19 protein-coding genes and 1 pseudogene are annotated in these 19,784 nt (G+C 43.6%); 11 read left to right on the top strand and 9 right to left on the bottom strand.

Annotation, left to right across the window (positions count from 1 at the left end):
* Nucleotides 1-15 precede the first annotated feature (15 nt).
* The 10 genes from C8R11_RS13450 to C8R11_RS13405 all read left to right on the top strand — a co-directional run bounded on the left by C8R11_RS13450 (nt 16) and on the right by C8R11_RS13405 (nt 10,911).
* Nucleotides 16-780, top strand: coding sequence for a 3',5'-cyclic-nucleotide phosphodiesterase (locus tag C8R11_RS13450; protein ID WP_107796170.1), 765 nt, complete (start codon nt 16-18; stop codon nt 778-780).
* A 21-nt stretch (nt 781-801) separates the two neighbouring features.
* Nucleotides 802-3,183 carry a GspE/PulE family protein gene (locus C8R11_RS13445; RefSeq protein WP_107796149.1) on the top strand — a complete coding sequence of 794 codons (2,382 nt, stop codon included), beginning with the start codon at nt 802-804 and terminating at the stop codon, nt 3,181-3,183.
* Nucleotides 3,184-3,361: 178 nt separating this feature from the next.
* A complete protein-coding gene (locus C8R11_RS13440) occupies nt 3,362-3,859 on the top strand; it encodes a DUF2141 domain-containing protein (protein ID WP_107796169.1) in 498 nt (165 codons plus the stop codon).
* Nucleotides 3,860-4,200: 341 nt separating this feature from the next.
* A complete protein-coding gene (locus C8R11_RS13435) occupies nt 4,201-4,617 on the top strand; it encodes a hypothetical protein (protein WP_107796148.1) in 417 nt (138 codons plus the stop codon).
* A 29-nt stretch (nt 4,618-4,646) separates the two neighbouring features.
* A complete protein-coding gene (locus C8R11_RS13430) occupies nt 4,647-6,629 on the top strand; it encodes a TonB-dependent receptor (RefSeq protein WP_219908612.1) in 1,983 nt (660 codons plus the stop codon).
* Nucleotides 6,630-6,678: 49 nt separating this feature from the next.
* Nucleotides 6,679-7,167, top strand: a complete 489-nt coding sequence (locus C8R11_RS13425) for a TlpA family protein disulfide reductase (RefSeq protein ID WP_107796146.1) — start codon at nt 6,679-6,681, stop codon at nt 7,165-7,167.
* A 105-nt stretch (nt 7,168-7,272) separates the two neighbouring features.
* Nucleotides 7,273-8,526 (top strand): sialidase family protein, encoded by a 1,254-nt coding sequence (locus C8R11_RS13420; RefSeq protein ID WP_181258263.1) that lies wholly within the window; start codon nt 7,273-7,275, stop codon nt 8,524-8,526.
* A gap of 173 nt (nt 8,527-8,699) precedes the next feature.
* Nucleotides 8,700-9,113, top strand: coding sequence for a copper resistance CopC family protein (locus C8R11_RS13415; protein WP_107796144.1), 414 nt, complete (start codon nt 8,700-8,702; stop codon nt 9,111-9,113).
* 16 nt (nt 9,114-9,129) lie between these two features.
* Nucleotides 9,130-9,837, top strand: coding sequence for a hypothetical protein (locus C8R11_RS13410; RefSeq protein ID WP_107796143.1), 708 nt, complete (start codon nt 9,130-9,132; stop codon nt 9,835-9,837).
* Nucleotides 9,838-10,083: 246 nt separating this feature from the next.
* A complete protein-coding gene (locus tag C8R11_RS13405; RefSeq protein WP_107796142.1) occupies nt 10,084-10,911 on the top strand; it encodes an alpha/beta hydrolase in 828 nt (275 codons plus the stop codon).
* A gap of 433 nt (nt 10,912-11,344) precedes the next feature.
* On the opposite strand, the gene C8R11_RS13400 is transcribed toward C8R11_RS13405, so the two are convergent.
* Nucleotides 11,345-12,172 (bottom strand): PEP-CTERM sorting domain-containing protein, encoded by an 828-nt coding sequence (locus C8R11_RS13400; RefSeq protein WP_181258262.1) that lies wholly within the window; start codon nt 12,170-12,172, stop codon nt 11,345-11,347.
* Between the two features lie 483 nt (nt 12,173-12,655).
* On the opposite strand from C8R11_RS13400, the gene C8R11_RS13395 reads away from it, so the two are divergent.
* Complete coding sequence (locus C8R11_RS13395; RefSeq protein WP_107796141.1) at nt 12,656-13,036, top strand: VOC family protein; 381 nt, start codon at nt 12,656-12,658, stop codon at nt 13,034-13,036.
* 168 nt (nt 13,037-13,204) lie between these two features.
* On the opposite strand, the gene C8R11_RS13390 is transcribed toward C8R11_RS13395, so the two are convergent.
* The 8 genes and pseudogenes from C8R11_RS13390 to C8R11_RS17075 form a co-directional block, all read right to left on the bottom strand.
* On the bottom strand, nt 13,205-13,462 hold the full coding sequence (locus C8R11_RS13390) for a dihydrofolate reductase family protein (RefSeq protein WP_107796140.1): 258 nt from the start codon (nt 13,460-13,462) through the stop codon (nt 13,205-13,207).
* A 128-nt stretch (nt 13,463-13,590) separates the two neighbouring features.
* Nucleotides 13,591-13,761, bottom strand: coding sequence for a hypothetical protein (locus tag C8R11_RS16260; RefSeq protein WP_181258261.1), 171 nt, complete (start codon nt 13,759-13,761; stop codon nt 13,591-13,593).
* 94 nt (nt 13,762-13,855) lie between these two features.
* Nucleotides 13,856-14,068 (bottom strand): acetyl-CoA hydrolase/transferase C-terminal domain-containing protein, encoded by a 213-nt coding sequence (locus C8R11_RS13385; RefSeq protein ID WP_107796139.1) that lies wholly within the window; start codon nt 14,066-14,068, stop codon nt 13,856-13,858.
* 45 nt (nt 14,069-14,113) lie between these two features.
* Nucleotides 14,114-14,332 carry a hypothetical protein gene (locus C8R11_RS13380; RefSeq protein ID WP_107796138.1) on the bottom strand — a complete coding sequence of 73 codons (219 nt, stop codon included), beginning with the start codon at nt 14,330-14,332 and terminating at the stop codon, nt 14,114-14,116.
* 696 nt (nt 14,333-15,028) lie between these two features.
* A complete protein-coding gene (locus C8R11_RS13375) occupies nt 15,029-17,113 on the bottom strand; it encodes a 3-hydroxyacyl-CoA dehydrogenase NAD-binding domain-containing protein (RefSeq protein WP_107796137.1) in 2,085 nt (694 codons plus the stop codon).
* A 2-nt stretch (nt 17,114-17,115) separates the two neighbouring features.
* On the bottom strand, nt 17,116-18,441 hold the full coding sequence (locus tag C8R11_RS13370; RefSeq protein WP_107796136.1) for an acetyl-CoA C-acetyltransferase: 1,326 nt from the start codon (nt 18,439-18,441) through the stop codon (nt 17,116-17,118).
* 565 nt (nt 18,442-19,006) lie between these two features.
* The gene (locus C8R11_RS13365; protein ID WP_107796135.1) at nt 19,007-19,561 is read right to left on the bottom strand and encodes a hypothetical protein; all 555 of its coding nucleotides are present in this window, start codon (nt 19,559-19,561) and stop codon (nt 19,007-19,009) included.
* A gap of 112 nt (nt 19,562-19,673) precedes the next feature.
* A pseudogene (locus tag C8R11_RS17075) lies at nt 19,674-19,784 on the bottom strand (methane monooxygenase/ammonia monooxygenase subunit C); the annotation flags it as partial.

The following is a 19,784-nucleotide window of genomic DNA, read 5'->3' as shown; positions in this document are numbered from 1 at the left end:
AATTTGGGGCGAAATGTGAAGCTCAGGATATTAGGCTGTAGCGGTGGCATCGGCAGTGATTCCGATACAACATCAATGTTAGTTGATTCAGATATCTTGATTGATGCGGGAACCGGCGTGGGTAATTTGACATTGGATGAGTTGATTCAAATTGATCATATTTTTGTGACACATTCTCATCTGGACCACATCGTATACATTCCTTTCCTGGTGGATACTGTTGGTTTTATACGCCAGAAACCTGTGACGGTTTATGCGACTCAGGCTACGCTTAAAATTTTACGACAACATTTGTTTAACTGGCATATTTGGCCGGATTTTACAAAAATTCCTGACACGAAAAATCCGTACATGCGTTATGAGGTGATTTCGCAAGGAACGGTAACAGAACTGAATGGAAGAAAAATAATACCATTACCCGCTAATCATGTCGTGCCGTCAGTTGGTTATCAGCTTGATTCGGGTAATGCAAGTCTGGTGTTTACAGGAGATACAACGACTAATGATGCGTTATGGTCTGTCGTAAACACAATTGAAAACCTGGAATATTTGATTATAGAAGCAGCCTTTAGTGAAAAGAGAAGGGATATTGCGATAAGATCAAAGCATCTTTGTCCCAGTTTGTTATGTGCTGAACTGGAAAAACTAACATCGAAAGCTGAAATATATATCACGCATTTGAAGCAAGGAGAAGATGAACTGACGATGCGGGAAATTTTAGCCTGCGCAGGGAAATTCAAACCCAGTCGGCTATTGAAGAATCAGATATTCGAATTCTAGAATGTCTTGGAGAAGTTTTGAATGAATACTACGATTGTAGTTAAACCCACCGGTATAGAGTCTTCTGACATCAGCAATAGACTCGATTTTTCTAAAAATTTGCAAACAGTAACCAATAAGATTCATGCGACCAGTGACATTGATGAAATTATGCTGGAGGTCAGCAAGGATATCTGTGGTTTATTCAATGCAGATCGATTAACGATATATACCTTGAGTGAAGACAAATCATTTCTGACTTCCAGAGTGAAAACTGGCCTGGATTCTTTTCAGGATTTGAAACTGCCGATAAACGAACGGAGTATTGCCGGTTTTGTGGGTTTGAAAAAAGAAATTGTAAATATCGAAGATGTCTACAATAAACGTGAGTTAATTCAATATGACGAAAAACTGACTTTCTTGCAGGAAGTTGATAAGCGTACGGGTTATCGAACAAAGCAAATGCTGGTGGCCCCGATATTGAGCGTCGATGATAGCGCATTGGTAGGCGTAATGCAGGTTATCAACAATAAGAATGACCACGCTTTTTCTTCAGTAGTGGTTGATGGTGCAGCGGAGGTTGCACGGACACTGGCAATTGCGCTTAAACAACGGCAAAAATCTTTCAAACTACTCAAGTCAAAATATGATTATCTGATTTTTGATGCCATTATATCTGCCGCTGAATTTGAGTTGGCAACACGATCTGCGCGAAAAAAAGGGTGTGATCTGGAAGATGTTTTAATTGATGAATTTCAGATTGCTGTCCCTTCGATTGGTAAAGCATTGGCATCATTCTTTGACGTCAAATATGAGCCGTTTAAGTCGGATCGTATAAGACCGATGGAATTGCTGCGCAATCTGAAAAGAGATTATATAGAGACGAATGCCTGGTTGCCGATTGATGATAGCAAAGATGGTCTTGTGGTGTTGACGCTTGATCCAGAGCGTATCAGATCGCTTCGTATTGTTAAAAACATCTTTCCCAAGTATAAAGTCATTTATACGGTGACTACTAAACGCGAATTCCAGCAGACAGTTAATCTATTTTACGGCGGTAATCCTGGCGAATTAGATTCCGGCAACATTAATGAAATGCTGGTAGATTTGGAAGATCCAGGTGAAGAAGATGTTCAAGAGATAGATGAAACTTCTGCTGCATCGGATAATGAACTCGTCAAGCTGGTAAATAAAATTATTATTGACGCTTATAAAAAAGGCGTGTCAGATATTCATGTAGAACCCTATCCGGGTAAGGAAAGAACCAAGATTCGCTTCCGCAAGGATGGCTCACTGATGCCGTATATCGAAATTCCAGCCAGTTATCGTAATCCATTGGTGACGAGAATCAAGATCATGTGCGATTTGGATATTTCAGAAAAACGGCGTCCGCAGGATGGTAAAATAAAATTCAGAAAGTTTGCGCCACTGGATATCGAGCTTAGGGTGGCGACGATACCTTCAGCGGGCGGAATGGAAGATGTCGTGATGCGTATATTGGCTGCCGGAGAACCTATTCCACTCGATAAGATGGGTTTTACGCCGCATAATCTGACTGAGCTCAAAAATATTATCAGCAAGCCTTACGGCCTGTTTTTTGTCTGCGGACCGACAGGTTCAGGTAAAACTACCACACTGCACTCCATTTTGAAACATCTTAATCGTGCAGAAACCAAAATATGGACGGCGGAAGACCCGGTGGAAATTACCCAGAAAGGGTTACGTCAAGTGCAAATGAATGTCAAAGCAGGACTGACCTTTCCTGTTGTGATGAAGTCTTTTTTACGTGCAGACCCCGATATCATCATGGTGGGCGAGATGCGTGACAAGGAAACCACCAGTATTGGCATCGAGGCGTCTTTAACCGGTCACCTGGTATTTGCCACATTGCATACCAATAGTGCACCGGAATCGATAATACGGTTATTGGATATGGGCATGGATCCGTTTAATTTTGCTGATGCGCTACTGGGGGTTCTGGCGCAGCGCCTGGCCAAGCGTTTATGTAACAAATGTAAAGAACCTCATGTGGCCAGCGAGCGCGAGATTAAATCACTACTCACAGAATATTGTGAGGAACTCAGGCATATTGATCGTTTTAAAAATAATTCGGAAGCTGCCATAGCAGAAATACGCAGCAACTGGATAAAACAATATGGCGATGAAAATAATCAGATTACCTTGTATAAATCGGTTGGTTGTGATGATTGTGCTGGAACGGGTTATAGTGGTCGTGTTGGTTTGCATGAATTGCTGACCGCATCGGATGTTTTGAAGAAGAATATCCAGGAACACGCAAGGGTTGCGGAAATGCTGATAACTGCATTAGACGAAGGCATGAGAACATTAAAACAGGATGGGATTGAGAAAGTGCTGCAGGGTATTACTGATATTCATCAAGTTAGAGTTGTATGTATCAAGTAGGGTGGTTGTAGAAGCTTTGATTTATTGATTTACTTTATAAGATTCTGCATGCGGGTGGACACATCAAAGTGTCGCTTTCTCGTGTTGGTCTGAATCTGATATGATATTGCCTCATCCTCCCTTGGATGATAAGTCAGGCAATTTAAGGCTCATATTTTTCAATCGATTAGTCAACAAAATGTTTTTATTAATTAAGACACAAATTTTCACCTTGGTCGGTGCTTTGTTTTTTGGATTCGCAACTACATCTGAGGCTGCGCAGCAGCTGGATATTCGTCCCTATGAAGCACCAGATGAATGCAATCCGGATATTTCACAGATCAGAGTGACTGTTAATGGCGTCAGTTACGGCGGCATGCTGACAGTCGGTTTATACGATGATCCCAATCATTTTCTGATAAAACAGGGACGAAAACGGCATATTCGTGTTCCAGCGACCGATGCGCAACATACTGTCTGTTTTAATCTGGACCAACACGGCACATACGCCGTATCAGCCTACCATGACAAAAATGCAGACCGTAAGTTAAAACGGCATAGGAACTTGTTTCCGGGGGAGCCTTTCGGACTATCCAATAATCCGAAACCTGTAATGGGTTTTCCAAAATTCAGTGATTCGGCTTTTACGACCGAGGGCTTGGGTACTGATATCATCATTAATCTGCGGCAACCGTAGTTGTATAGATACACCGCTTGCATTAGCGGTTGTAACAGTGTCACGAGCACAGGTATGAATTCACTGCTCTGCTGAAAAATCTGTAAGCATAATAAAAACCACCGAATATCGCTAAAATTTCCTCGCATTGGTGTATTTGAGTAACCAAGAATTATAGTTTATGTGCTGTCTGTCATTTATAGGCAGTCTATTTCTCTCTTGAGTTTGTAGATATTTCGCAGCTTGGTGTAGTTCAAACCATCTGTTTTTCAGTTATTTCAGTCATATGCGGCAATATGCCGCATTCACATTCTTTGATCAGTGTGGATAATAAATGCATAATTTAATTCCGACTGCAAAAAGTGCCGCTTATAAAACACAAATTCATTGTTGCTGTTCGTCAAAACCATACTTCCTTTTTTTCAGAATTCGCTTGGTGGTTTTATTTCGGCCATGCGTCAGTTATCGAAAAATCACATGAAATATGGTCAGAACGAGATGCCAGTATTACATCTAGAAGAAAGGGTGATGAGGAATATTTCTGCATAGTATCAGTTTTTCCGATCACAATATTTTTCAATGTGATCAAAAAACTGGTATCACATAAGGCTTTGTTTGTTTCTGCTATTTTTGCAAGTACCAGTATTCAAGCAAAGAATACGGAAAACACGCCGCTCAAACCTGATCGGATCGCGGTTCAAGAAGTATTTAAAAAAATACCCAGTTACGCGTTGTATTCAGTGAAGTACTGGTTACTGGGCGTGCAGATACCCTGGTAGGTATTGCAGATAGTGCTTCTCAGGGTAACGTGGGGCAGGCGCAACTTAAATACCGCCCAATAATTCGCCCGGGCGAAGTGCTTGAAGCAGTGCCAGGTTTAATTGCTACTCAGCATAGTGGCGAAGGCAAAGCGAATCAATATTTTTTACGTGGATTTAATCTGGACCACGGTACTGATTTTCTGACACAGATTGAAGGCGTGCCCGTAAACCAGACAGCACATTCACATGGACAAGGGTGGACGGACACTAATTTTCTGATTCCCGAGCTTATAGAAACGCTTGAGTTCAAAAAAGGTAACTATTATGCCGATACTGGCGATTTTTCAAGTGCCGGCTCGGCAAATATTCGTTATTTTAATCGACTGCCTGAAAACATTATACGATTTACCGGAGGCAGTTTTAATTACTACCGCGGATTGATTGCCGGCTCGCGCCGATCGGGGAAGGGTGAATTACTGTATGCGGGTGAAGTAGTCCATAATGACGGTCCCTGGACGACAGGAAATAACTATCTGAAACTCAATGGTGTGTTGCGGTATAGTCGAGAATACCAAAATCACAGTTGGCATGTTACGGCTATGGCGACTCAATCTGATTGGCGGTCGACCGATCAAATCCCAAGACGTAAATTCAAACAGGGTGCGATTGGCCGTTTCGATGCGCTTGATCCAACTGATGGTGGCAACAGTCAACGCTACAGCCTGACAGGAGAGTGGAATCTTCGAGGTGAGAACAGTTTAACTGCATTCATGGCTTACGGGGTGTACTCCAAACTGAATCTTTATTCAAATTTTTCATTTTTTCTGGATGATAATGAAACTGTCAATCCTGTTGGATGCGGAGGATTAAGCGGGTTATCGGTCAATAACAGGGTCGATCCAGTGTTGTTTAATACTTGTGGTGATCAGTTTGGCCAGCCCGATGATCGTTGGACCACAGGATTCAAAGGCAGCCATACGCTGTTTCATAAAATTGGCTCTTTTGATTCAGAAACTACACTGGGCATACAAATGCGTAACGATAATATCCGTAATGCATTGACAAGAACACATGCACAGAAGACCTTTGATATTACCCGGCGCGATGCTATCTGGGTAACCAGTATCAGCCCCTATTTTGAGAATAAAACAAACTGGAGCAGCTGGTTGCGAACCAGCCTCGGTTTGCGTTTTGACGGTTTTCGTTTTGAAGTCAGTAATAGCAATTTGAATCAAAATAACGGTACACGTTATGATGGTCTGCTGAGTCCCAAACTGGCTATTGTTATGGGCCCCTGGATGAATACCGAACTGTATCTGAATGGCGGCCTGGGTTTTCATAGTAATGATGCGCGCGGCATTAATACCCGACTCGATCCTGCAAACGGAGAGACTGTTCATCGTGCTGATCCACTGGCTAGAACATACAGCGCGGAAACCGGCATTCGTTCCACCTGGGTTGACAGGTTGCAGAGTACTTTGGCTGTCTGGTGGATGGATCTTGAATCGGAGCTTGTTTTTGTCGGTGATGCAGGCGCTACGGTTGCCAGCCGCCCCAGTCGGCGCTATGGATTGGAATTTGCCAATTATTATCATCCTGTGCACTGGTTAACACTTGATGCAGATTTCAGCTTTTCCCATTCACGTTTTCGTGACAGCGTTGCCGGAGAAGGCAATCATGTTCCTAATGCAGTGGAAACGGTGATCGCTACCGGCGCAACTTTTCATAAGGTTTTTAACGGATTTTATGGCGGCCCGCGATTACGTTATCTGGGTCCGCGCGCACTTAATGAAGATAATACACAACGTTCGGACAGCACTATTTTGCTGTCAGCAATGCTGGGCTATAAATTGAATAAATCCCTGCGTATTCAGGCGGAAGTTTTTAACGTATTGAATCGTAAAGATGATGCCATAATTTATTTTTATACATCGAGAATGCCGGGTGAAGTCAACAGGGGAGTGGATGATTTTCATTTCCATCCCGTTGAGCCGGTGAGTTTCCGGATTGGTTTTGTAATGAATTATTGATGAACAGATGGCAATTGACTTGAGTTTCTAATGTGAGAAGGAGTCTACGATGATCACGAGAATATTGATAATCTCATTATTTGTATCAGCCGGAATCACCATGTCTGTACAGGCGGAAAAAGTCGATCTCAAGCTTTTTACACCAGGCAGTTACCAGCAATTACTGAGTAATCATGAAAACAAACCGGTTATGTTGGCGATTTGGTCAATCACATGTGCTTCATGCATGGAAAAAATGCCTTTATTGCATGCGCTGCAAAAAAGTCGGCCGGGTGTCAATATAGTGATGCTGGCTGTCGATGATTTGTCAGATCAGGCGCATGTAGAAGCAGTTCTGGCGGAACATAGATTGGCGGACGTCGAGAATTGGATATTTGCGGATGACAACGCACAGCGGCTTCGTTATGAGATTGATCCGGCATGGTTTGGAGAGTTGCCGCGCACATATTTTCTGAACGGAAATCATGATCGGCAAGGTATTAGTGGTGCATTGTCTTATGACGATTATCAATCTATTTTTAAAGTGCTTTTGAATTGATTATTTCCTGGCTTGCAATCCATGAACAGAAATAGACGCAGATATACATGCCGATGGATAGTTCACGTAGCTGTTCAGGTATGTTTGTTCAATTTAATTTTAGTAATGCCGGTTTATGCCACTGATCCTCATGTTACGGATTATTCAAAATCGACATTGGGTTTGTATGATATTTCAACGTTCGATGTGTATGCGGATAGGCAGACGGTTCATATTATTGCCGGTGGCAAACAAACAAAAGGCGACCGCCAGCTAACCGTTCAATATATGCAGTCGAAAGACGGCGGCCGTAACTGGACGAATCCGATTACGATCAATGAAAAAAAGACTGCAATCAGCGCCAAACGCGGTAATGACATTCAGTTGGCGGCTAGCGGAAGTCAGTTGGTGGCATTGATGCAGGAAAAAAGTGAATTGCCGGGTATGGGGCCCATAATCAGTCTGTATTCCAGTGATCATGGTAAAACCTGGCAACTTGGCGCCAACCCGGCGCACGATGACGACGGTAACCAGGCGCATATCGAGCTGATTGCTGATCAGAGGGGGGTTTTTCATGCTGTCTGGCTGGAAGATCCTGAAGAAAATGGTTATCAGAGTATACGGTATGCGCAATCTATCGATGGTGGCAAACAATGGCAGCAGCCTAAGACACTCGACGATACAACCTGTTCATGTTGTTGGAATACCATGGTGCTTTCTTCTCAGGGCCTGTTAAATGTACTTTATCGCGACATGGTTCCCAGAGATATGACATTGATTCAATCTGCAGACAACGGTTCAAGCTGGCAGCATGTCGGTACTGTGGGTGAATTTGGCTGGCAATTGAATGGTTGCCCGCAAACCGGAGGCAGTCTTGCTTATGTGCGGCAGAATAAAGTTGAGCTGTTGCATAGCCTGGTTTGGACGGGCATGAATGAAAAAGCGGGCTTATATTACTTGGTTTCTTCTGATAACGGGCGCAACTGGTCTGCTCCGAAACGATTGGGTGTTGCCGCTATCAATGGCGATCTAGCAGGGCATGATGGCCGTGGGGTTATGGCAGTCTGGAATGAAATGGAAGCCGTAGGAATGAGTGTTATATATGCTGAAACAAAAGATAACGGCGTTACCTGGTCCAGTCCGGTGCGCATTGCCAAAGCGGACAATGCGGCAACACAGCCCAGACTTGTCGCGACTACGGGTAGTAATGCATTGGTGTTATGGACCGAGAAACTGGCCGGCTGGCCTGGAAAATCCTTTTATCAAAGGATAATCGTTAACAGGCAGTTGAACAACATTTTCGAGGCAGGCAATACAAGACAAAAATATGCGGCAAATTTGCTGCAAGCACATTTTGAGCCCGGTTTAGCGCCGCGATAACGGGCAGATAGTTTTTTTAATCTGCTAATGAGTCCAAAAGGAGGATGCTATGTATTATTTTTAGGGATAAGTTTTGCAGGCTATTGCCACTGAGTTTGATTAATAAACCACTATTGATTGTTTGCATTCCGGGGCTATCGTGCTGACAAGCAATGAAATATTCAGGAGAAAAAATGAAACATCATAGTGTTATATCATCAAAACTATTTTTGCTAAGGCAGATATTTTTTATCAGTTTATGGGTGTCTTCGTCGGTTTCTGCACATGCTATCCTGGCGCAATCCGAGCCAAAAGTCGACAGTACTATTGATGTATCTCCCCAACAGATCGGCATCTGGTTTAATGAAAATGTGGCCAGTGAATTCAAAGCACTGGCTGTTATCAATAGTGCAGGTAAGCGCGTTGACAATCAGGATGTCAAGCAGGCGGCGCTGGATCGCACACATATTTATGCGACTGTTCCCCGTTTGTTACCTGATAAATATACCGTCCGTTATCGCGTGATGTCAGCCGATACCCATATTGTTACCGGTAGATTTACATTTACCGTCACGCCTCCTGAGACAGCCGCGATTGAAACAAACTAGAAAAGGGGATCAAGTTATGACCAAGTTGTATGTGACAGCTAAATTACGTTTGTTATTCCTGATGGTATGCGTTCTGATGCTAACGGCTTGTAACCGGGTGAGCCCCGTGCAGCATCACTACAGTACAAATGTTGGTTGCATCGTTGCGAATGATTTTTATGCGATCTATTTCAGTGCTTATGTCGAGCCCGAAGATAACACCAGCGACTCGACTGAAAACAGGGAAGCATTGTTCAAGTCGCATTGCAGAAATATTCCGAGTACGGGTACAGTTTATTTTACTGCTGATCTTGTTGATGAAGATCTCAGAGAAACTCCAATCAGACTTCGCCTGGTTGAACAGGAATTTATCGGTGAAGATGAGAATCTGGCTTCGGATTATCGAGATATCCGCACTATTGAGGAAGTCAATTCCAAAATTTACTCACAAGGTACTATTGAGATGCAAACTGTAATTGAAAGCAAGGGACATTACGCATTGTACCTTATAGTTGGCGGAGACAAGCCGTTATTTGAAGATGATATCTTGAGAGTGCCACTCAATGTTGGTATGGGAACGGATGCAACGCCTATATGGCTTTATATTTTAAAAGTGACCGAAATCATAATGACCTTTATGTTCCCGGCGTTTGTGCTACTGCTCATCACGCTGCCAATGTTGCCAAAATTGCGCCTGGCAGTGTTATCAAAAATATTATCCGGTGCTCAAAGCCGGTGGAGTTGATTGCGCACGCCTCACAACAGCGCATTAATTAACGGAACATCATATGGCTTGGTGTTCCGTTAATCAAACAAATAATGACGACTTCCAGATTGAATTAATTTTGCAGGGAAAAAGCTGAAGCGCAAGTGCCGGATTGAATAGACTTTCTTTTTTTGCAAAAATGGCAGGTATAATACGAAAAGCGTGCTGTTACTCGAAAAATCGACTCTTCTGTTATTCTATCGGTCATGTCAATGGTATTATCCCATGAAAATGTTGTTTAATCTGGTTGCCATGCTTGCAAGTGCATATTTGGCAATTGTGCTGCTGGTGTTTTTCTTGCAGTCGTATCTGATTTATTTTCCGCAAACAGGGCGCGATATTGCGGTGACGCCTGAACATACCGGCTTGGCGTATGAATCGGTCGAAATTGAGACAGGTGATAAAGAGACACTGCACGGCTGGTTTGTACCGGCACCTGATGCGGTGGGCACAGTATTATTTTTTCACGGTAATGCTGGCAATATTTCGCATCGGCTGGATTACTTGCCGATGTTTCGCGCCCTCAAGCTGAATACATTTATTTTTGATTATCGGGGCTATGGACAGAGCAGTGGTACACCTACTGAGACGGGTACTTATGAGGATGCCATTGCAGTATGGCAATTTTTAACAGAGTCAAAAGGAATAGCCTCACAAGAAATAATTTTATACGGTGAGTCGTTGGGCGGCGCTGTGGCGGCTTGGCTTGCAGCGCAAAAAGATCCGGCTATGCTGGTGCTGACTTCCGTCTTTACTTCTGTGCCCGATCTGGCAGAAACGATTTATCCCTGGTTGCCAGTAAGGTGGATTGCCCGCTTTGACTACAATACACTGAGACATTTGGAATCAATTAATTGTCCGGTATTCGTTGCGCATAGTCCGCATGACGAAATTGTGCCATTTTCCCATGGACGGCATTTGTTTCATGCTGCGGCTGAGCCCAAGCAATTTCTGACTTTAGCTGGCGGCCATAATGACGGATTTATTTTTATGCGGGCAGAGTGGATAAATACGCTCGGTTCATTCATTGCCGCACATTTGAAGTCGCTGTGACGATCGTCATTTATATGCGAATCCACGATCAGTTATTATCGCTAAAACAATCTTATATACAACACCGTACCGCAAGTAAGCACTCAGTTCAACATTTCACAACTGGTACTCGCTCAACCTGGGAATGATGGGACTGGTTAGTTTTACAACGTTACTGAGGAGACGGGAGTCAGATTCCAGTAATAAGGGTTTTTTTCTTGTCAAGTAGCCTGGTGCGACGAGAGGCGTTGAAAGTTCAAATCGTCGGGCGATCACAGGGTGCTCTTGCAACCGCATTGCAGGATTTGAATAGCTGCAGCCATTTCCTGCATGTATGCGTCATACAACGAATCATCATGTGAACGGTACCCATTCCTGCCAAAGTTGATAAAGTACCTCGTCCCATCTTGGAGTTTTCCTCCAGATGAGACTGAGTTTTAACATTCGGCAGAGCTTAACCAACAATTCTTAAACGACGAAATAATGCGAGTATGCCAATAAAAACCAGACCCAGCGTGCCTGTCACCGGCACTGTGGTAGGCTGACATTCAGGTAAATTTGGATTTTGCTGACAGGGAAAGACTTGATCGGCAGTACCTTGGATCCCAACTGTAAACCCATTCCAGAATTCATTACTGGAGCTGCGCCATGTGACAGCGTCAAAAGCACCGGTAAATCGAATAACACCATGGGGCTCAGTGCCACCGTTGTTATTTGAATTCAGTTGGTACTCGAAATTTCCGCCACCAAGGTCGACGACAACTTTTTCTGCACCGCCGCACCCCCAATAACCACAGTCATTACCATCTACACCGCCAAGACTTAAGATTTCAAAGTCTTGATCAAAGGCATAACCATTACCATTTAGACTCACAAATGCGAAAACGGGATTTGCAATAGCCTGTGTAAAGTTAAGTGTTTGAGAGCCTTGGCGGCTTAAAGCCAGAATATCGGTGCCTGTGGGTATGTTGTCGACTCCATTAGGCCCTGTGCTGGTGTAAGGCGAAGTGGCTGGATCTCTTCCTGCGCGGTTATTTTGCCAGTAGTCAGTACCGCCACCATTCATCTGTGAAAATCCAATACCTTGTGCATTAGTATAGGTAACGCCAACAGTTTGACTACCCGAGGTGATTGAACCTAATGCTGTATAAACAGAATTAACAGTTGAGTCACTTGTCCAGTCTGTCCAGTTAATTGGAACAGCCATAACTGGAAAACTAATGCAGCCAACTATTACTGCAACCGATAAACGTTTTAGATTGGTAATTTTATTGTTATTCATTGTTCATTCCTCATTTAATTAACATGCGTTCAAAAATAATAAGCAAGAATTATGCCGTATAATATATTAATATTAATTACAATCTGTTATAGAAATTATATTGCTCTAGAATGAAACAATAGTAAGAAATATCGACACTTGCAGGCTCTTGCAGTTTTTAATCCTGATACCATGATGCTCAACCAAATTTTTTCATATCTGACATTGACAGAACAACAGTAATGCTTGAGCAGGCTGCCAAAATCGTCATATATTATCAGTCAGTATTTGGACTATAACCCCTTTATTCTTGATTCTACGCCACAATCAAATACGTTCACATAAAGAAATATCAAATAACTTGACGCACAAGGATAAAATTTTCATCACAATAAGAGTGGAGAGCTAAATAATTAAAAGTGGCATACAATTTTTTTATCGTTATTATATTGCCTGACCTTTCAGGTAGTAACTCAATTGTTGTTTAAATAAAAGGATTAAGTCATGGTGCAGGTTTTTGGAATTAATCACGTGGCGCTGGATGTCAATGACCTTGAAAAAGCCATTGCGTTTTATACAGATATATTGGGTGTGCAGGTGATGAAACGCAAAGGCAAGAATGCAATGCTGGATTTAAACGGCAGATTTGACTTTTTGGCTTTGTTTGAGGATCCGTCTATCAATCCGAATGTGCCAAAAGATGGCCACTGGGGCGTGGTTGTTGATAATCTTGAGGAAGTGCGGGAGCGGGCTGCAAAATGGGACGTAACGTTTTATCCCGAATTTGAGTGTGATTTCAGAGATCCTTTTGGTTACCGGGTTCAGGTAATTCGTAAAGCGGATATCAGCAAACAGCCAATGCCTGACGATTCTGATAATATTTGATTTTGCAATGTTACCCGATCATTCTATTATCTTATATGTCGGGTAGATCTACCCGCTATCAATCACTGCTTGCTCAGGTTCGGTCATAAGCCATAAATAACTGGTTGAGTCCGTCTGGGGTCGTTGGGTCCAGATAAGCACTGTTCAAGGACAGATCGACGGCCGGTTTTAATAATGCGCCATCAACGCTTTCGCTGACGCCTGCATTGATAACCTCCTGACCGGCTTTTTTTCTATTGCGCTTACACGTTTTGGATCGGGATTCGCAGCTGTATAGACGATTACTTTTCTTCCATCGGCCGTGAGTATATCGGGAATTGGAAAGTCCAGGCTCGCGCTGACGATGGCAATGTCTGCATGGGGTGGTAGGTTACGCGCCCGGCGCCAGTCGCGCAATTCGGCAAAACGGGGGGCATCTGTTTGCAAAATTTCTTGAACATTACCTTGATCTCAATCCTGTAGATAACGCCCACTGCTGATCATCACATCCGCTTGAGTGGCCAGTTCCTGAAATAATCACCAGTCGCGGTTGTTAGCAATCGATTGTAGAATTTTCATCCCTTCCGTGTCCCCCGATTGACAGCTATACGGCCATCCAGGCTTGCAACAAAATTGGTGTAAACAAACGCCCGGCTTTCAACAGCAAATTGACGCAGATCGTGCGCCAGATAAGTGTCCTTCAATGGTTGTTCTCCACCAGGTTGCGGATAAAGCTTGATTTGCATATTTCTTTTTCCATTAAGACGCTATCAAGTATCGCTATTCCAACAGCTTCTTTGCCAGGAAATAAGCAAGCTGTTGTTAACGAGTCTGGTTTTTTTAGTTACGCAAGTCTGCCGCGCCATATTCAGTAATCAAAATATCCCGCAGATGCCGGGGTATGGTTTCGTGACTGTAGGACCATACAATATTGGATACTGTTTTTCCATTAGACCAGCGAGTGGCGTTTACAGTAATTACTGAACGTGCATTCCGTAACGAAAAAGGCGTAATGCATGATGGCACCGTCAATTTTTCGTTTGAGTATGCCATTTTCCGCCAGTTTCAAAAATCCTTCCGAAAATATCTCGCTCATGCCTAAATGCCATCTTCAAACGGAAAATTGTGGGAAAGTTCCGGGGAATATCCAGACTTCAAACGCTGAATCAGATTCTTGAAGGTTGCATTTTTCTTGTGGTGCAGAATCAGGGCGTTCGTTACCGCATCGCCCACCGAACCGATTCCGATTTGTAATGTGCCGCCATCACGGACCCGTTGCGCAGCATGTGGCCCGATTGGCTGAACCGCAAGACTCACGGGTCTTTCTGGAATGCTATACAGTTTAAACTCAGATTCAGGGCGCTCAAAAACCAGATCGATTTCCTTTTGCTACGACTTGGGCGTCACTATATATACATGAAAGGTAGATTACGATTCGTCTGAACAGCGAAAATAAAACGGGTACGGCCTTCCTTGTGTCTGAATTTTAAAAGGTCTGCGGTGATATCCGGGTTGCAGCTTAAACTGTAGTGATGCTCTTTGCGCGTGACCAGACCAGTTGTGCTACGACATTGACGCCGTTTTCTATAAGGCAATCCAGAACATGTGAATAAAATAGCTGGAATATAATTTTACTGTGCTGCAGGAGTTTTCAACCATTGGTCGGCCAGAAAAAAGAATTCATTCACCACAATGTTCTGCGGTAACTTGTCTGTTCTTATCAATTTCGCATACGCCAACTCCGGATAGTCACCAAACAGCCGTTTGAGTGCGGGTGCCAGAAATCGTCGTTGCAGCTCAGAATTCAGTGGATATTCGAGTGTCAGCGCGGTGAGAATAGGTAATTGAACGGTTTTGCCTTCAATCGCGCGTGCACCAACGCGTTGGCGATATGGTTCGCTTTGCCCAACTCAAGCGGCATCGCCAGGTAAATATGTTTGCCAACCCCGTCGATGATTGCGTTAGTAATTGCTTCTGCGCGGGTGTAGAAAACAGGTTTTTTTTGTCAATAGATTACAAATCTTTCCAGCCTGGATCGGGTGAAAAACGATCACCGTATTGATGGGAGAATTTGTCAAGTGTTTTGACGATGTCATCAATTCCTCGTGCCCGGGCATAATGGATAGGGCCTCCCCGGAAAGGGGCAAAACCGGTTGCAAAAATCATGGCACCATCCAGATGGTCGATATTTTTGACCACACCCTTACGGCGACATTCAACGCAGGCATCAAGCATCGGCAGGATGAGCCTGTCAGTTATTTGATCGTCAAGATTCTGTTCGACGATGCCATCGTGTTCAGCTTTTCCATTTTTCCAGCGATAAAATCCCTGGCCTGATTTTTTTCCTAATTCGCCATTATTGATTTTTTTTCGCACACTATCGGGAATTTTGACCATCGGCTTGTCAAGCGAGTCAGCCATCATATCTGCGACATGCACACATACATCCAGTCCGATCTGGTCAGCCAGTTCGATCGGTCCCATCGGCATACCGAATTTTTTGGCGGCCGCGTCAACATGTTTTTTATCAATGCCTTCTTCTACTATTGTAATGGCCTCCAATAAGTAAGGTGTCAGTGCACGGTTCACCAGAAAGCCCGGATAGCTTGCGACCGTCACCGGTACTTTTCCTATGCTGCGGGTAAATGAAAGCATTTGCGCCATGACATCATCGCTTGTGTGTGTATGATGAATGGTTTCTACTATCAGCATTTTGGATACCGGATTAAAGAAATGCAAACCCATAAATCGTGCTGGATTTTCCAGACTCTCAGCCAATTGTCCTATTAAAATACTGGATGTGTTGGTTGCCAGAATGGCTCCATTTTTCATTTTCGATTCAATCGATTGATATAACTGTTGTTTGATTTCGATGTTCTCAGGCACTGCTTCAATGATCAAATCCGCTTTGCACACACCCTTGCCTTGCAAATCCGGGATTAATCGATCCAGAGTGGCACGTGTTTCTATTTCCGATTTGTGTTTTTCCAGGCACAGCTTTTCGGTATTTTTTACAGCGTTAGCGATCGGTTCTTTTTTCTGATCGGACAAAGTAACCGTTAGTCCCTGCATGGCACACCAGCCCGCAATATCACCACCCATCGATCCTGCACCGATCACATGCACATGTCTGATACTGGAATGATTGCCTGCTGCGCTTTTTAAAGATTGATGTAAGAAGAATACACGAATCAGATTCTGTGCCGTATCGCTTTTTAATAGCCTGGCAAAAGACTTTACTTCTTCTGCCTGCATTTTCTTTATGCTGCCACCAAATGTTTCCCAGAGATCGATCAATGCATAGGGCGCGGGATAATGGTCTGACGGTGCTTTTTTTTCACTCAATACGCGCATTTTTTTTGACGCAAATTTGCGCGCTGCTGATATGTTTAGAATAAAGCTTTTGAAACTGTGCTTATGCTTTTTCAAATCACCGGAAATGGCTGCCTGAACAGCATTTTCGATATGTCTTTGTTCAACCAGATCATCAATCAGTCCGCGTTTTTTGGCTTGTCCGTTATAAACTGATTTTCCCGTGAGCATCATGGTCATGGCGTCAACCGGATTAATCAAACGTGTTAGACGAAAGGTGCCTCCCAGTCCTGGATGTACGCCGAGTTTTATTTCCGGGAAACCAATTTCCAGATCATTTTTTACACCAATCCGCTGATCGCAGGCCAGCGCCAGCTCGAGCCCACCTCCAAGACAATGGCCATGAATAACAGCAATCGTCGGAATTTTGAGGCTTGCCAAACGGTCCAGCACAGCATGTCCGCGGTTTAATATGTCAATCATTCCAGATTCATCAATGTTCTTGAATTCTTTGATATCTGCACCGGCGCAAAATCCGCCGGATTTTGCGGAGCTTATGACGAGTGCATGGGGAAGGGTTGCTTCAATATTATTTAGTATTTCATCCAGTTCTTGAAGTACGTCAGCCGATAACGTGTTTGTGCTGCTATCTTTTTTGTCCAGCAACAGGCGCACCACGTTATCGTTGTCATGCAAGATTTTCCAATGTGTTTTTTCAGATATGGATTTGTAGGAGGATTTGTTGAAATCCAGCGCTTCGATTTTTTGAAGTACGTTGATTGTCATTGTTATACTCTCTCAATCAGCATCGCACCAGCTTGACCACCGCCGATACATTCGGTGGCGATCCCTTGTTTCTTGTCCAAACGATGCATTGCGTTCATCAGATGCAAAACGATACGGTTACCGCTTGTGCCGACAGGATGACCCATGCTGATGGCGCCGCCGTCAACATTAAGTTTGTCCCGATCCATTTCGCCCATTGACTGTTCCAGTCCCAGTACATTTTTGCAGAATTCAACGTCGTTCCAGGCTTTCAGGCAGGCCAGCACCTGTGCTGCAAAAGCTTCGTTGATCTCCCACAAATCGATATGATCAAGGCTGAGGTTATGACGTTTCATGATCGCCGTTGAAGATAAGACTGGCCCCAGCCCCATAATGGATGGATCAAGTGCAGACCATTCACTGTCTTTGATAGCAGCCCTGGGCTCCAGCTTGTATTGCTTTACTGCTTCTTCAGAAGCCAGAATCACCCATGATGCGCCATCCGTAATTTGCGAGCTGTTTCCCGCGGTGATTTTGCCGTAGGGCGGTTCAAATGCGGGCGAAAGTTTTGCCAGTTTTTCGAGCGATGAATCGGGGCGTACGCCGTCATCATTTTCATATAATTGGCCGTAACGGCTGAATAAAGGTTCGACTTCATTCGCCAGAAAATTCTCTTGTTGTGCCCGGTGCAGTCTCTTGTGACTGGATACGGCGTACTGATCGGCCTGTTCGCGTGTGATATTAAATAAATACGCCAGTTTTTCGGCAGTCTGTCCCATATTCATATCGACAATCGGATCAGTTAAACCATGCTTCAGGCTAATCTCAGGTTTGAAATATTTTGGGTTAAATCGGAACATTTTTTTTATCTTGTCAATCAAGGCGCCCCGGCTTAGCGAAGCGAACCAAGCAACCGCTTCCTGTCCAAAAAACAGGGGGGCATGACTGAGTGCCTCTGCACCGCCAGCCAGTATCAGATTGGATTCTCCCGATCGGATATACTTATATGCAGTGTCGATTGACTGCATACCCGATCCGCAGTTAATCTGAACCGTAAACGCCGGCATGTCTACGCCCATTCCGAGCCGCAACGCGGCAATGCGTGCGGGATTCATCTCTTTCGAAATAACATTTACACAGCCCAGAATAACCTGATCAAAATCGCTGGCCCGGAAAGGCTGGCGTAGTAAAAGTGAACGGCCGCATTGTACGGCAAGATCAACCGGGGTAAATGGACCGGGTTTTCCACGTGCTTTGATAAAGGGTGTGCGGGCACCATCGATGATATATACAGGTCGGCTTTCAGTTGCGCTTGAACTGTTTCCGTTTTGTGTAAGGGTCTCGTTCATCGCTATTCTTCCTTTTATATGCGCTTTAATTTATCGAGTTCTAGTAAGCGGTCGCCACTAAAAATTTAATAAAGCAAGTACTCAAAATATACTGTTGAATATCAGGTTGAAAATAAGTGGAGATTTTTGTCAGGATCGGGTTTCATTTTTCGCTGCCTGTTTGTTAGTGCGTTGGGTGAAATTCGTGCACAATGAATTGAAGAATTTGTCAGACATCTTAGGTGGCCAGTGTATGTAAGTTTACCGGACTCATGTATTCAATGCCAGAGCGAAACTTGATGCGATTGCATATTATGTTTAAGGGATTTCGGCCGAACCAGCACCGGTAACAGTATCAGACGCGATTTGGATGGACTGACACAGTTATCCGGGTTTTGATCGGTAGTCGATCTTGAAGTTATGGTAAATGATGGTGTGATTCAAAAAAACCTTCGGCTAAGCCGAAGGTCGTTTAACACATGTCAATTCATTTATTGTTATAGTTATTGGAAATATTTAAAGAGACCCTTCGTGAATTTAAAGCCATACTAACCACTATTGCGAAAGTTTATTAATCAGTTATCGATTAATGCAGCAATTGACGGCGTTTTAAATACTTGTCAGTTAAGAAAGCGATTAACATGAACGCAATGATGTAGGGTAAAGCTGCAACAAGCATGTCTTTATAATTAGCCGTTTGTATATGCAATGGATATTCATAATGCAATGAAGGAATGCCTATGCCTGTAACAAATAGAGTATAGTCTCCTTTTTTCAGGTTGAATGCGCCTTTAATGACTCCATCTGAATGATCAGTGGAGTACAGGGATGCGACTGTATCGCTTGATGAATCACCGTTGCCCCGCACGACTTTTATATCAATTGGCATACTGCGCAGTGCATGATCTATGAGATCCAGCACCCAGAAAGTTTCACCTTCATGTGGAATTTCAGTGCAGTATTCTGCCTGCGGGTCATACTGGGGCTGATATGTGCTCAAATGCACCATGCTGCCGGACATATTACGCACACAAACATCTGATTCCAACGTAACGTTGCCATGAGCTGTTACTAATCCTGTATAAAAAAATGTGGAAAGTATCACTCCCAAAGTCAATATTTTTTTGACATATTGAGTCATTCAAGTCTCCTTCAGTTACTACCCTATAACCCCTGAGTATTGTTATATTTTTTAAACCCCATGGTCTACATGCGCGAACCATGGGGCGAATTATTGAAATATGAAAGTAAAATTAAGGAACAATCCGATTGTTGAGTATTTCTTTACTTTGACCATTCCAGATCACGTCTGTCAGGTTAGAGTAACGGGTGATAATCTGTGCTGCAATACCACCTGAGAACAA

It is taken from the genome of Nitrosomonas aestuarii, assembly GCF_003046585.1.
GTDB classification, from domain to species: domain Bacteria; phylum Pseudomonadota; class Gammaproteobacteria; order Burkholderiales; family Nitrosomonadaceae; genus Nitrosomonas; species Nitrosomonas aestuarii.
This window is presented reverse-complemented; position numbering and strand designations above follow the sequence as displayed.

What these genes read in the sequence shown, in the direction of transcription:
- C8R11_RS16260 (WP_181258261.1), bottom strand. Translation starts at nt 13,761, where the DNA reads ATGCAAATCAAGCTTTATCCGCAACCTGGTGGAGAACAACCATTGAAG.
- C8R11_RS13425 (WP_107796146.1), top strand. Translation starts at nt 6,679, where the DNA reads ATGATCACGAGAATATTGATAATCTCATTATTTGTATCAGCCGGAATC.
- C8R11_RS13385 (WP_107796139.1), bottom strand. Translation starts at nt 14,068, where the DNA reads ATGGCATACTCAAACGAAAAATTGACGGTGCCATCATGCATTACGCCT.
- C8R11_RS13440 (WP_107796169.1), top strand. Translation starts at nt 3,362, where the DNA reads ATGTTTTTATTAATTAAGACACAAATTTTCACCTTGGTCGGTGCTTTG.
- C8R11_RS13395 (WP_107796141.1), top strand. Translation starts at nt 12,656, where the DNA reads ATGGTGCAGGTTTTTGGAATTAATCACGTGGCGCTGGATGTCAATGAC.
- C8R11_RS13365 (WP_107796135.1), bottom strand. Translation starts at nt 19,561, where the DNA reads ATGACTCAATATGTCAAAAAAATATTGACTTTGGGAGTGATACTTTCC.
- C8R11_RS13410 (WP_107796143.1), top strand. Translation starts at nt 9,130, where the DNA reads ATGACCAAGTTGTATGTGACAGCTAAATTACGTTTGTTATTCCTGATG.
- C8R11_RS13370 (WP_107796136.1), bottom strand. Translation starts at nt 18,441, where the DNA reads ATGAACGAGACCCTTACACAAAACGGAAACAGTTCAAGCGCAACTGAA.
- C8R11_RS13405 (WP_107796142.1), top strand. Translation starts at nt 10,084, where the DNA reads ATGAAAATGTTGTTTAATCTGGTTGCCATGCTTGCAAGTGCATATTTG.
- C8R11_RS13445 (WP_107796149.1), top strand. Translation starts at nt 802, where the DNA reads ATGAATACTACGATTGTAGTTAAACCCACCGGTATAGAGTCTTCTGAC.
- C8R11_RS13375 (WP_107796137.1), bottom strand. Translation starts at nt 17,113, where the DNA reads ATGACAATCAACGTACTTCAAAAAATCGAAGCGCTGGATTTCAACAAA.
- C8R11_RS13415 (WP_107796144.1), top strand. Translation starts at nt 8,700, where the DNA reads ATGAAACATCATAGTGTTATATCATCAAAACTATTTTTGCTAAGGCAG.
- C8R11_RS13420 (WP_181258263.1), top strand. Translation starts at nt 7,273, where the DNA reads ATGCCGGTTTATGCCACTGATCCTCATGTTACGGATTATTCAAAATCG.
- C8R11_RS13400 (WP_181258262.1), bottom strand. Translation starts at nt 12,172, where the DNA reads ATGAATAACAATAAAATTACCAATCTAAAACGTTTATCGGTTGCAGTA.